Source organism: Stieleria bergensis (assembly GCA_007745635.1).
Taxonomy (GTDB): domain Bacteria; phylum Planctomycetota; class Planctomycetia; order Pirellulales; family Pirellulaceae; genus Stieleria; species Stieleria bergensis.
Map to the genome: position 1 here is coordinate 6,404,569 of CP036272.1, position 12,700 is coordinate 6,417,268.

At 55.3% G+C, this 12,700-nt stretch carries 10 protein-coding genes; 9 read left to right on the forward strand and 1 reads right to left on the reverse strand.

Annotated features, from left to right (window positions below):
• Positions 1–28: 28 nt before the first annotated feature.
• Positions 29–751 carry a GntR family transcriptional regulator gene (locus tag SV7mr_RS22380; protein ID WP_419187775.1) on the forward strand — a complete coding sequence of 241 codons (723 nt, stop codon included), beginning with the start codon at positions 29–31 and terminating at the stop codon, positions 749–751.
• 138 nt (positions 752–889) lie between these two features.
• On the opposite strand, the gene SV7mr_RS22385 is transcribed toward SV7mr_RS22380, so the two are convergent.
• The gene (locus tag SV7mr_RS22385) at positions 890–1,858 is read right to left on the reverse strand and encodes a DUF6807 domain-containing protein (protein ID WP_145276889.1); all 969 of its coding nucleotides are present in this window, start codon (positions 1,856–1,858) and stop codon (positions 890–892) included.
• Positions 1,859–2,254: 396 nt separating this feature from the next.
• Here SV7mr_RS22385 and SV7mr_RS22390 point away from each other — a divergent pair, with 396 nt between their 5' ends.
• The 8 genes from SV7mr_RS22390 to SV7mr_RS22425 all read left to right on the forward strand — a co-directional run bounded on the left by SV7mr_RS22390 (position 2,255) and on the right by SV7mr_RS22425 (position 12,646).
• Positions 2,255–3,607, forward strand: coding sequence for a DUF5690 family protein (locus tag SV7mr_RS22390; RefSeq protein ID WP_145276891.1), 1,353 nt, complete (start codon positions 2,255–2,257; stop codon positions 3,605–3,607).
• Between the two features lie 213 nt (positions 3,608–3,820).
• The gene (locus SV7mr_RS22395; RefSeq protein WP_145276893.1) at positions 3,821–4,390 is read left to right on the forward strand and encodes a phosphonate degradation HD-domain oxygenase; all 570 of its coding nucleotides are present in this window, start codon (positions 3,821–3,823) and stop codon (positions 4,388–4,390) included.
• Complete coding sequence (locus SV7mr_RS22400; protein ID WP_145276895.1) at positions 4,374–5,498, forward strand: TIGR03364 family FAD-dependent oxidoreductase; 1,125 nt, start codon at positions 4,374–4,376, stop codon at positions 5,496–5,498. The genes SV7mr_RS22395 and SV7mr_RS22400 overlap by 17 nt, the downstream gene beginning before the upstream one ends.
• A gap of 273 nt (positions 5,499–5,771) precedes the next feature.
• Positions 5,772–7,352 carry an outer membrane protein assembly factor BamB family protein gene (locus tag SV7mr_RS22405; RefSeq protein ID WP_145276897.1) on the forward strand — a complete coding sequence of 527 codons (1,581 nt, stop codon included), beginning with the start codon at positions 5,772–5,774 and terminating at the stop codon, positions 7,350–7,352.
• A 140-nt stretch (positions 7,353–7,492) separates the two neighbouring features.
• Positions 7,493–8,482, forward strand: a complete 990-nt coding sequence (locus SV7mr_RS22410; protein WP_419187776.1) for an alpha/beta hydrolase fold domain-containing protein — start codon at positions 7,493–7,495, stop codon at positions 8,480–8,482.
• Between the two features lie 361 nt (positions 8,483–8,843).
• On the forward strand, positions 8,844–10,337 hold the full coding sequence (locus SV7mr_RS22415) for a hypothetical protein (protein WP_419187777.1): 1,494 nt from the start codon (positions 8,844–8,846) through the stop codon (positions 10,335–10,337).
• Positions 10,338–10,576: 239 nt separating this feature from the next.
• A complete protein-coding gene (locus tag SV7mr_RS22420; RefSeq protein WP_145276901.1) occupies positions 10,577–11,839 on the forward strand; it encodes a diaminopimelate decarboxylase in 1,263 nt (420 codons plus the stop codon).
• Positions 11,840–11,896: 57 nt separating this feature from the next.
• On the forward strand, positions 11,897–12,646 hold the full coding sequence (locus SV7mr_RS22425) for an RNA polymerase sigma factor (RefSeq protein ID WP_145276903.1): 750 nt from the start codon (positions 11,897–11,899) through the stop codon (positions 12,644–12,646).
• Positions 12,647–12,700: the final 54 nt, after the last annotated feature.

Below are 12,700 nucleotides of genomic sequence, written 5' to 3' on the forward strand. Positions count from 1 at the left end.
CTTCCACAGCCTTAGAGAGCGTTCCACCGTGCCAGCAACTCGGAAAACCGATATCCCTCATCAGGAAACCAACCTTTCCGAACGCTCCTATCACTTTCTCCGCGAGCAACTTTCCAGCGGAAAACTGCAGCCTGGCGATCAGTTGGTCAATCGAACGTTGGCCAAGGAAATCGGTGTCAGCATTGTGCCGATTCGGGAGGCAATCAATCGCCTTTCCAGCGAAGGCCTCGTGGAGCGTGTCCCCGGTGCCGGTGCCTTTGTCCGCAAACTTGATGCGCAAGACTTAGACAATCTTTATGTGCTGCGTGATGCGTTGGAAAGCTGTGCGGCTGCCGAGGCTGCCCGCTACATCAATGAACTGGAACTCGAAGAGCTTCACGATATCTTGAAGGAAGCTCAGGCGATCGCGGAAAAACTCACCAACCAAAGCCGAGGTCACGCGACCAAAGCACAGATGGAAGCTTGGCTCAGCACTGAAAAACGATTTCACTCTCTCTTGATCGAAGCCTCCCGCAACTCGCTGCTGGCACGTGTCGCTGGCGAACATCATGCCATCAGCCAAATCTTTGACTCTCAACGCACCGTTCCCGAACTGCTGACCGCCAAGGTCGCCACGCTGACTTGCTCTGGCAAGAAGTCACTGCTAGCCGCTTTGAAACGACGCGATCATGCCAAAGCTCGCGACTTGATGAGCGCTCAAATCCAACGCGGCCGCAAACGCGTGCTGCAGCTGTACCGCAAATCGCAGTAGCGCGATCAACTCGCCGCATCCAATCAGACTACCGGCAGCGCGCAAGTTTCGAGAAGCACGATCGAGTTCACCTTGCCAAAGCCTGGCGGATTCCTTGACGGTGTTCTATCGCTGGCGCAGGAAAACAGCACCGCCACACTAATGCTGACCGGTGTACAGATTCCAGTGCTGGTCAATCGCTTTCGGATTCGCCGCTTCACTGGTCACCAAATAGCGATAACGTGAAACGTACTTCTGGCCTGGCTGGATCGTAAACTCTCCGTCAACCATCGGTGCGAAACAGAAATAAGGTTTACTGGGATGCAGTCGTACGGTTTGCGGAGCTCGAAAATTCTCCGCGCTGCATAAGACGGCAAGAGAAACTGGCTGACCATCGATTCGACCACTCATGGCCACCCAGTTTGGCTGAGTGTGATTGCCTTGCAACCGATCCTTGCCTTCACTGGTTAGAAATCGGAAGCCGTTGGGGTTCCGATCGGTGGCTTGCTTGTCCAGCAACCACTGAATGTTGCCGCGAATAGCCATGCCGCCGTAACGGTACTGCTTAAGCACGAGCGGGGTCTCGCCAGCACACTGCTGCACACTTTGGATGTCAAACACGAAGCGATCGTCGGGCGTCTGATACACCGTCACGGTCCAGTGCTCGATGATCGCGTCCACTTTGTTGTCTCCGCGACCGACGGTAAACGCATGTTTCGCGGAGAAGGAGACATGTTTTTCGGCTCGCGTGACTTCGCTGATTCCGCGAAACTCAATGCCCGCTTGTTGCTTGGCTTGATTCCAGAAGTCCACTTCTTGGCCTGCAAAGCTGGCCTTGGTCCAAGCGAAGAACAAAGCGTGCTGATGCGCGTGATCCTGCGGGTAATCGCCGGTGATTTCCTGACCCGTTGGACTGTAAACGGGATGGATGTATCCACTGCGGGCATAGTGCGGTGCCAAACCTTCAGGAACTTTTCTCGCAGTCTTCACATATTCCAAAATGGGCTTACCGCGCTGCGAAATTCGAATGCTGTCATCGGTTTCGACAAGCTGCAGATCGGCGGCGAGGAGGCATTGGCCCATCAAAATCGGCAACAGAAAAAGCGTCAGCAACCGGGTGGTGATCATCGGAATTCTCGTCATTGATTAGGTTCACCTGCGTCGAAAGCGAGCCGCAAGTGTTTCTCGTTGTCCGCTGGATGTGGATGCGAGCCGCGTCCAAGCCACGACTGCCGGCGGTGTCGCACGACCGACGCCAGGGATACGCCCGCGACGCCAGGGATTCGAATTGGGATTCGAATTGGGATTCGAATTGGGATTCGAATTGGGATTCGAATTGGGATTCGAATTGGGATTCGAATTGGGATTCGAATTGGGATTCGAATTGGGATTCGAACGAGGACTAGACCAGGATAGCTAACTCCTGCCTTCACGTCGCCTGATTATCCTTATCATGCAGCTTCTCTCAGGAAAGATTCCACTTCCCTTTGACCACAGTTTCAGTTGCGACAAGCATCAACGTCGATGCGTTCAACCTGTTCGGCACCAAGCCCCAGCAAGTCAAACCGGAAAGCCAATCTCTTGCCCACTGTTCAGCGATCCAAGCACCTATGGCTAACGGCCATCGCAGCTTTCTGTGTCTACTTTTGCATGTATGCGTTTCGCAAGCCGTTTACAGCGGCCAGCTATGAAGGCATGCAACTCAGCGGATTCGACTTAAAGATCATTTTAGTGATCGCGCAACTCGCCGGCTACATGCTGTCGAAATTCATCGGCATCAAAGTGGTTTCCGAACTCAAACCGGCCTCTCGTGCGATCGCGATTGTCACGTCGATTGTGATCGCCGAATTAGCACTGTTGGGATTTGCCCTGGTGCCCGTAACGATCAAGCCCTTGATGCTATTCATAAACGGTCTTCCGTTGGGGATGGTGTTTGGTTTTGTGCTCTCATATTTGGAAGGACGCAAACAGACCGAAGCGCTTTCTGCGGCCCTGTGCGCTAGCTTCATCATCTCGTCGGGAGTCGTCAAATCGGTAGGCGTTTGGCTGGTGGAAAGCTGTGGCGTGGACGAGTTCTGGATGCCATCTGTCACCGGACTGATCTTCTTTGTGCCCTTGTTGATCGCGGTCTGGTTGCTGCAACGGACGCCCCCACCGAACGATGAAGATCGCGAGCAACGATCGGAGCGTGCCCCCATGTCGGCTGACCAGCGTTGGCAATTTTTGCGAAGCTATTGGCTGGGCCTTGGATTGCTTGTCATGGTGTATGTTGCCCTGACCGTGATTCGCACGATTCGCGACGACTTCGCTGTTGAGCTATGGCGCGACATGGGCGTGGCGGAAAAGCCATCGATCTTTGCTAGGTCGGAAACGATGGTCGCGCTGGCCGTCACGTCGCTTAATGCTGCCGCCATTTGGGTCAAACATAACCTCTCCGCGATTCGTTTGACGCTGGGATTGATGAGCGTCTCCTTTGGATTGATTGCGTTATCGGCCTACCTGCAAAGCACAGGCGCCGTGTCACCGTTTGTCTTCATGGTGATGTGCGGAATCGGCATGTACGTTCCTTACGTCGCCTTTCACACCACAGTCTTTGAGCGTTTGATTGCAATCTCTCGACACCCTGGCAATCTTGGTTTTTTAATGTACCTGGCCGATGCCATCGGCTACCTGGGCTATGCAGTGGTATTGGCAACTCGCAATTCGCTGGAGACCCCCGGTTCGGTGCTACCCTTCTTCCGGACGTTGCTGGGGGTCATCTCGCTGGGCTCCATCGTCGCCTTGATGGTCGCATTGATGTACTTTCATCACACCTGGAAAAAGGATCACGACGGCGAAGCCGATGAGAATTCCGCAGGTCCTGAAACCGTTACCTGAGCAATACACTTCGACCAGTGCCCTAGGAACAGCCACTGAGAATCAAAGACGTTTTCACGGCGTCCAATTGGCTTGTGTCTTTTCTGATCGCCGACGATTGGTTAACTTAGTCGATCGCTGCTTGTCACCGCTGGAGATCGATTAAGCGATTGACCTTGCCTTGACCAAACGCGTTGCACGAATCGCACCGTTCCCCTAGCTGTTTGCTTTGACATGCAAAACTTTGAGCAACTCATTGACTGCTTCCACCGCCAGGGTGAATCACAGTATGGCGGCGAATGCATCAACCAACGCGAGCACGCGTTACAGACAGCTTGGCTGGCAGAGCAAAGCGGGGCATCCGGCACACTGGTCGCGGCGGCATTGCTGCATGACGTTGGTCATCTGTTGCACCATTTGCCAAACGATGCTCCCGACAAAGGCATCGACGATGTCCACGAACAGGTTGGCTATGACTACCTTTGCAACCTGTTTCCAGACACCGTGACCGAGCCGGTACGGTTGCATGTTGATGCCAAGCGATACTTATGCGCTGTGGACTCCAGTTACTATGACCAACTGAGCCCACCTTCGGTCACCAGTTTGCACCTGCAAGGTGGTCCGATGAGTCAGGAAGAAGCCGCAAAGTTCGAAGCCAACGCTCACTTTCAGGATGCCGTTTCGCTGCGTCGCTGGGACGATCTTGCCAAAGACCCTGAACGGCAAACGCCTCCGCTGGACCATTACACGAGCTACTTGATCGCATCACTTACCCCCGAGGCACGGCATGCAAACGGACTATGACGTCACCATCATCGGGGGCGGGATCGTCGGACTCGCGCAAGCCTGGATGGCCTCGCGCCGCGGCCTCAGTGTGCTGCTGCTCGATCGCACTGACGTACCGGTCGGTGCCTCGGTGCGCAACTTTGGCATGATCTGGCCAATCGGGCAACCCATTGGCCAGCGTTACGACACCGCGATGCGCTCACGCAACTTCTGGCTAGAACTCAGTGAACAAGGCGTCATTGAAGCGGAAGCTTGTGGCAGCATCCACCTCGCCCATCGTGAGGACGAACTGGCAGTCTTGGAAGAGCTCAGCTCGTCAAACCAGTACCCGACGAAGATGCTGACAGCAGAGGAAACCGTCCGCCGTAGCCCACTGGCGAATCCATCGGGCCTGTTGGCTGGAATGTACAGCGAGACCGAACTGCGCGTTGACCCTCGCACGGCATCGTTAAAACTCTCTCAGTGGCTGGACACTCAAGACAAGGTCACATGCAAGTACTCAACCCCGGTCGTGCGTGTTGAAGCACCGCTGGTCCACACTGCGTTTGGCGATCGCTTCTCCGCCCCCCGAATCGTGATCTGCAGCGGCTCCGATTTGCAGACGCTATACGCTGATGTGCTGCAGTCTTCGGGACTAAAACTCTGCAAGCTGCAGATGTTAAAGACCGCGTCCCAAGCCAACCTGCCCCGCAACACACCTCACTTGGCGAGCGGACTCACCCTGCGACACTACACAGCATTCGAACACTGCCAATCGTTGGCCGCGTTACAGCAGCGGATCGCCGATGAGACGCCGGAGTTAGATCGCTTTGGAATTCACGTCATGGCCTCCGCATTCCCCAGTGGCCAAGTCATCTTGGGTGACTCACACGAATACGATCAAGACATCACGCCCTTCGACAAGCAAGAGATTGATGACCTGATGCTTCGCGAACTGCGCAAAGTCATCACACTCTCTGACTGGACCATCACTGAACGCTGGCATGGCATCTATGCCAAACACCCGACGCTGGCAATCTTTGAACAGGAACTCGATGACGGAGTGCATGCCTTCGTGGGTCCCGGCGGCGCCGGCATGACCATGTCATTTGGACTGGCACAAAACGCCTGGGACCGCTGGATGTAACTCCCATCGCCAATGACAGTGCTTCATCGCGGCAGGCCATCTTGCAGGAATCATCTTTCGCCTGACAGCGACTTGGCGACACTTCCCTAGGCCACATGACTGGGGCAGTTCGAATACAAACCAGCAAACCGAAGCAACGACTCCGACCCGCGTGAACGCGTCCAGAGCAAGGCCCAAACACGCGATGGTGACTCAGCTACAATGGTGCGATTGATTCCACGCTCTCCACCATGCCCCACCACGTTGCGCCCCGCAAACTCACGCTGAACCGTCATGAAATCCATCTCAGCCTGCTTGCTCTTCCTTACGCTCATTCCATTGCCAGCGACTGCAAACGATTCATGGTGGCAGTTTCTGGGACCCGATGGCACCGGAAAAGCCAGCATGAGCAACCCGCCGACTGACTGGTCGGAACAAGAGAACGTCGCCTGGAAAACGGCCATTCACGGACGAGGCTGGTCGTCTCCGGTCATCAGGGGCAATCAAATTTGGTTGACCACTGCATCGCAAGAGGGACACCAGCTGTACGCGATCTGCCTGGACAAGCAGACTGGCGAAGTCCTCCACGACAAACTGGTGTTTGAAGTTCAAAGCCCTCAAAAGATCAGCTTTGAAAACACCTACGCCACGCCAACGCCTGTGGTGACCCAGGATCGCGTGTTCGTTCACTTTGGCACCTACGGCACCGCTTGCCTGGATAGCGAATCAGGAACCACACTTTGGACACGCCGTGATTTAAACTGCGATCATGAAACCAACGCTGGGCCGGCGAGTTCACCAACCCTTGTCAACCAGCAGTTGATCTTTCATGTCGATGGTCGAGATGTTCAATACATCATCGCACTGGATCCGAAATCAGGAAAGTCGCTTTGGAAAACACAGCGTTCCTTTGATTACGATTCCGTCCCGATCCATCATCGCAAGGCCTACAGCATGCCAGGCTTGGCTCCAACGTTGGATGGGCCGCAGCAACTGATCAGCGTGGCGGCACAGGGCGTCTACAGTTACAACCTAGACGGCACTGAGCGATGGTTCGTGCGACACAAAGGCTGGTCGATCTTCCCCAGACCTATCGCAAGCCAGACCATGGCTTATGTCGTGGTTGACCGTGACCATCCGGAACTATGGGCCATTCGGCATGACGGCCAAGGCGATGTCACGGAATCACATGTTGCTTGGAAAGAAACCCGAGGCGTGCCCGCTCGCGCGACACCTTTGCTGATCGACGACTTGATCTTCATGGTCAACCGGCAAGGCGTGATGAGCTGCCTAGACGCCAGGTCAGGGGAACTTGTTTGGAAGAAACGGATGCCGGGACAGTACTCGGCAGGGCCACTTTATGTCCCCGGAAATAAACCGAGTGAAGCTCGTCTGTATCTGTTCAATGAAGATGCCCAGTGCAACATCATTCAACCATCACGCAAATTCACAACGCTGGCGAGCAATCAACTGACCGAGCAAGTGCTGCGCGCATCACCGGCCGTCGATGGTGACGCGCTCTTCATCCGCACCGAAGGCTACCTGTACCGACTTGAAAAGGGCGCCAAGCCAGCACCCACCCCACAAACTGAGTTTGCCGGAAAGTGGGAGATTGGCAAGACAGCGACGAACCCCAAAGCCACGTTCGTGATGACGCTGCGGGCCGATGGAACAGCCAGCAAAAGTCACGTGCCAAGCTCAACGGGACGCTGGCAAGTCGTCGGTGGCGAAGCTCGCGTGGTTTGGAGCGAAGGGTGGCGCGATATCATTCGCCCCGCTGGTGATGGCTATCAAAAGATCGCTTTCCGGCCCGGCACTGACTTTGATTCCCCGCCGTCAAACACCGACTCTGCGATGAAACAACCGGCCAATTGATGACGACCAGAAAGCCCCCAGCGGAAGACTCGCTGGCAAACACTGTAACACTGGCAGCTTGGCGTCAGGCGAGATTCCTACGCGAGGCCAGACGGATGATTCCGCGACCTTTGAAAACGTTTCACACCACGGCAAACCTAATGACAGACGCTCCCGTCTCCCCAGTGGCGCTTTTGGCATCGGCATTGGCCGCTGTCACACTTTTCGTCTGCGCCCCAGTGTCCTCTGCTCAACAGCGTCGCCCCCAGGGTCTGCCAGATTCAATTCAATTGCAGGCTGACATTCCCTATGCGGGGACGGACAATGCGAAACAGAAGCTTAATCTGCTGTTGCCTCAGCAACGCGCTAGCACGCGGCCGTTGCCGGTGATCGTCTACATTCACGGTGGTGCTTGGCGTGCAGGCGATCGCAGGGCAGGGCATCGCCGAGTGGCCAGTTACGTCACATCGGGACAATACGCCGGTGTCTCGGTGGGTTACCGACTGACTGACGAGGCTATCTGGCCGGCGCAGATCCACGATTGTAAAGCTGCGATTCGCTGGGTGCGTGCCAACGCCAAGCAGTACAACTTGAATCCAGATAAGATCGGCGTGATGGGAGATTCAGCAGGCGGCCAGCTGGTCGCCATGCTTGGCACAAGCGGCGGAGTTAAAGCGCTGGAAGGAACGCTGGGCGATCACCTGACAACTTCCAGTAAGGTCCAGTGTGTGGTTGATAACTTTGGCCCCGCAGATCTGGCGGCGATGAAAGATTACCCCAGCCGCATGGACCATGATCGTGCCGATTCACCAGAAGGAAAACTCGTTGGGGGACAAGTCAGTGCGAATCAACAAGCGGCCGCGTCAGCGTCACCTATCTCCTATGTTTCCAAAGAGGATCCGCCGTTCTTAATCATTCATGGCACCGACGACATGCTGGTCCCCTACAACCAATCGGTGCGTCTTGCCAAAGCGCTCAAAGGCGTCGGAGCAAAGTGTAATTTCACAACCGTCACTGAGGGCGGTCACGGCGGCTTTCGCAATCCAGCGGTCAGGCAGCGTGAACGCCAGTTCTTTGACAAACATTTGCGAGGGATCGAACGAGACGTGCCCGACAGTGACCTTCCCAATGAAATGCGAGGCAAACCGTGACCCCGTTTCCATGGCGTCCGCTTTTGTGCTTGCGTGAGGGTGACTTTGCCTGGCGATTCAATCCTTGAACGCACAGCGATCGAATTTTCAGTTCAAGCCCATCGCATGCCCAGCCCCTAGCAGGGGCCCTTTTGAACGGTGAACCATCGCGTACTCGCAGAGCAAGCGTCAGCCGTTGGCCCCAAGCGATTCCGAGCGTGGACCAACTTGGGACCGATTCGAGAACTGGGGAATCAGCTGCCAACGAAGGCTTCGGTTGCGTTCCCCATCAGAATCATTTGCGACTCACGCGGGCTGACAATGGTTTACAATGACGAGTTGTGCTGAACACGTTCGAAGGACCTATTTATCGGAGCCCGTGATGCCTGATCGTCGCCAATTCTTTCGTTGCGGTGCTGCGGCTGCCGGTGGTGCAACCGGGTTGTCCTGGCTACCGAAGCTTTCTGCTGCCGAAGTTGAACTTCCCAACAACGCCGTGCAGTTCCGCTCTGAGATTGAGCCTCTGGTGCGTCTACTGGAGACCTCGCCTCGGGAACAGTTGATGGATCGGGTACTGGCCAAGATTCGTCAAGGCACCCACTATCAAGAGCTGTTGGCGGCACTTTTCCTGGCCGGTATTCGCAACGTCCAGCCGCGTCCTTCGGTGGGGTTTAAATTTCACAGCGTGCTGGTCGTTCATTCGGCACACCAAGCTGCAATCGCGGCAAGCAACGAACATCGCTGGACGCCATTACTGTGGAGCATCGATTACTTCAAACGCGCTCAGCAGTCTGATGTGAAAGAGGGTGACTGGACGATGGCTCAGTCGCCAACCGAAAAATTGCCCGATCCACCACAAGCTTTAAAAGCGTTAGATGTCGCGATGTCTAAGTGGGACATTGAAGCCGCCGATGCCGCTGCCACGGTGGTTGCCAGAACGGCTACTGGCGGACAGATCCTGAACTTACTGGCCAAACACGCGGCCAGAGACTATCGCAGCATCGGACACAAGTCCATTTACTTAGCCAATGCCTATCGAACCCTCAACGTCATTGGCTGGCAACACTGTGAGCCGGTTGTCCGCTCTTTGTGTTATGCAATCTTAAACCACAACGGCGAGCCCAATCCAGCAACGTCAGATCTGGCTGCCGATCGCGATGGGCGAGCGAACTGGAATCTGGCTGACCAACTTGGCAAGCATTGGTACAGCACCAAGTCAAAACCAGTCGAAACGCGTGTGGTTGCGGAAAGCCTGCGCACCGCCACGCCCGGCCAAGCCGCCAAGCTAGTCGTTGAGCTCATTCAATCGGGGACACACCCTGACAACATTTACGATGGCATCATGCTGGCTTCTGCTGAATTGGTTTCACAGCAACCGGGCATTGTCCCCTTGCATGCGGTGACCACGTCGAATGCCATCCGTTACTTGTATCGGCAGGTGCAAGACAACCGCATCCGGCAATGGCTGCTACTGCAGAATGCAGCCTTTGTTCCTCACTTTCGCGAATCTGCCAAAGGACGCGGCAAGCTAGGCAGCAGTGACTTGCTTGAACTACAAGCCGCTGAAGAATCAAACGCTGATCTGGAGCGTCTGTTCAAGCAAATTGGCTCCGATCGGCAAGCGGCCGCCCAAACGGTGCTCTCTGTGGCTCAGACACCTGAAGCAGCACATCAGCTGATCGGCCGAGCCCGAGAGATGGTGTTTCTAAAAGGCAACGATGCCCACGATTACAAGTTCAGCTCGGCGGCGCTGGAGGACTATTACCAAATCGATCCCGCATGGCGAACCCGCTACCTCGCCGGTTGCTCCTACTTACTGCACGGCGACTCGGAACCCACCACCGGTCTGGCCAAGCGGGTGCTACAAGAGCTCTAGCCACAACCAAACATTTCGGAATCAGCAGCGATTCGACGTCTGGGAACGAAGACTCAACCGCTGCAACAGGCAAACTGCCGGACCGACACGGCCAGTGCCAGCGCTGGCTGACAGAAATCCGACGTTTTTTTGCCAGAGCGGTTCCCTGCAACGGCTTTGCGGAGGCTTCCTGGCTGCCTAAACTTCTGGTAGGCAATTCGCCGCCGACCCGCAACAGCCTCTGACCGTACCAGCCGCTTATGTCCACCGCAGAACCGACCGAACACATTCGCCAGACACCTCTCACCAGCGAACTGATTGCGGAACTCAAAAAACAGTACCCCACTCCGTTTTACGTTTACGACGAAGCGGGCATTCGCGAGAACGCTCAGCGACTGCATCGCGCCTTTGCATGGAACCCGGGCTTCAAGGAATTCTTTGCCGTCAAAGCGTTGCCCAACCCGCACATCATGGAAGTGCTCAAGGACGAAAACTGCGCGGCTGATTGTTCCAGCGTTGCTGAACTTGAACTGAGTGATCGCGTCGGGCTGAAGGGCGAAGAGATCATGTTCACGTCCAACAACACTCTGTCCAAAGATTACCAGCGTGCCAAGGAGCTTGGCGCGATCATTAACTTGGACGATCTAAGCCACCTGGAATACGTCAAGCAACACGTTGGCTTGCCCGAATTGATTTCATTCCGCTACAACCCTGGCCCGTTGCGGGAAGGGAATGCGATCATTGGCAAACCAGAAGAGGCTAAGTTCGGTTTCACGCGCGAACAACTGTTTACCGGTTACAAGCAAGCACTTGCCGATGGCGTCAAGCGTTTTGGACTGCACACCATGGTGGCGTCTAACGAACTGAATCCTCAGTTTTTTGTTGAGACCGCCGACATGCTGTTCACCCTAGCGGCTGACTTGCACAAAGAGCTCGGCATCAAGCTTGACTTCGTCAACCTCGGTGGCGGCATGGGCATTCCTTATCGCCCCGCTGAGCAATCTTTAGACATCGAATCCATCGGCAAAGCGACTGAGGAGCTGTATCAGAAGAAGATTGCTGGCACGGAACTGGATCCGCTGTCGATCTTCCTTGAGAATGGCCGCATCATGACTGGCCCTTACGGATACCTGGTCACAGAAGTGATTCACAAGAAGCACACCTACAAAGACTACATCGGTGTGGACGCTTGTATGGCCAACTTGATGCGTCCAGGCATGTACAACGCCTATCACCACATCTCGATCTTGGGCAAAGAATCGCTCCCAACGGGTGGCAACTTTGATGTCGTGGGCTCACTCTGCGAGAACAACGACAAGTTCGCGATTGACCGCCCTTTGCCGGAAACCGAAATCGGGGACACAATGGTGATCCATGACGCCGGTGCGCATGCTCACTCGATGGGTTTTCAGTACAACGGCAAACTGCGCAGCGCCGAATTGCTGCTGCGTCCTGACGGCAGCGTCAAACAGATTCGTCGAGCCGAAACACTGGACGACTACTTTGCAACGCTGGATTTCTAGCCAGAAGGCGATTCCGGCGGCGCGCGGGCAGCAGTCAATCGCGTTATAATTGCTGGCATGAACGCCCGCGATGAATCTTCTGTGCCTGCACCACGCTCTGGCGAGTTCCAAACGACTCGCTGGAGCCTTGTGATCTCCGCTGGACAGACCGGCGATCCTGACGCGCAACAGGCACTGGCTTCACTTTGTGAATCCTATTGGTTGCCGCTGTACAGCTACGCCCGCCGCCGAGTCAATCACCTGGATGACGCGCAAGAGATGACCCAGGCCTTCTTCAGCGAACTGCTGGAGAAGAATGTCATCGCGACGGCCACTCCTGAGCGTGGTCGCTTTCGCTCCTACCTGCTGACTGCGTTCAAACATTTCCTGTCCAAGCAATGGGAAAAAGCCAAGGCTCAGAAACGTGGCGGTGGAAAACAACCACTCTCGCTGGACTTTGATTCCGCTGATTCAACCTTTCAAATCGAATCAGAATCACAGCGAACCGCCGACCAGATCTACGACCAACAGTGGGCCATCACGCTGCTAGGCAAGGTCATGCAGCGACTGGAATCGGATTGCCAACAGTCAGGCAAGGCAGAGCAATTCACGCATCTCAAACCCTTCATGATCGGTGATCACCCGGGCATCACCTATCAGCAAGTGGCTCAAAAACTGGGCCTGTCAGAAGCTGCTGCAAAGACCGCAGCATCGCGACTGCGTAAACAATTCGGGCAACTGCTGCGGGATGAAATCTCTCAAACCGTGACGGATTTGAACGAAATTGAAGACGAAATTCGCAGCCTTTTTAGCGTTCTGAGCAAATAAACTTCCAAAGCTGTAAAACTTTTGTCACCATCGGTTCGCTTTCCGTCAGAAGTT

Coding starts and splice junctions, on each gene's coding strand:
- SV7mr_RS22425 (WP_145276903.1), top strand. CDS start 11,897: ATGAACGCCCGCGATGAATCTTCTGTGCCTGCACCACGCTCTGGCGAG.
- SV7mr_RS22385 (WP_145276889.1), bottom strand. CDS start 1,858: ATGATCACCACCCGGTTGCTGACGCTTTTTCTGTTGCCGATTTTGATG.
- SV7mr_RS22400 (WP_145276895.1), top strand. CDS start 4,374: ATGCAAACGGACTATGACGTCACCATCATCGGGGGCGGGATCGTCGGA.
- SV7mr_RS22410 (WP_419187776.1), top strand. CDS start 7,493: ATGACAGACGCTCCCGTCTCCCCAGTGGCGCTTTTGGCATCGGCATTG.
- SV7mr_RS22390 (WP_145276891.1), top strand. CDS start 2,255: ATGCGTTCAACCTGTTCGGCACCAAGCCCCAGCAAGTCAAACCGGAAA.
- SV7mr_RS22395 (WP_145276893.1), top strand. CDS start 3,821: ATGCAAAACTTTGAGCAACTCATTGACTGCTTCCACCGCCAGGGTGAA.
- SV7mr_RS22405 (WP_145276897.1), top strand. CDS start 5,772: ATGAAATCCATCTCAGCCTGCTTGCTCTTCCTTACGCTCATTCCATTG.
- SV7mr_RS22420 (WP_145276901.1), top strand. CDS start 10,577: ATGTCCACCGCAGAACCGACCGAACACATTCGCCAGACACCTCTCACC.
- SV7mr_RS22415 (WP_419187777.1), top strand. CDS start 8,844: ATGCCTGATCGTCGCCAATTCTTTCGTTGCGGTGCTGCGGCTGCCGGT.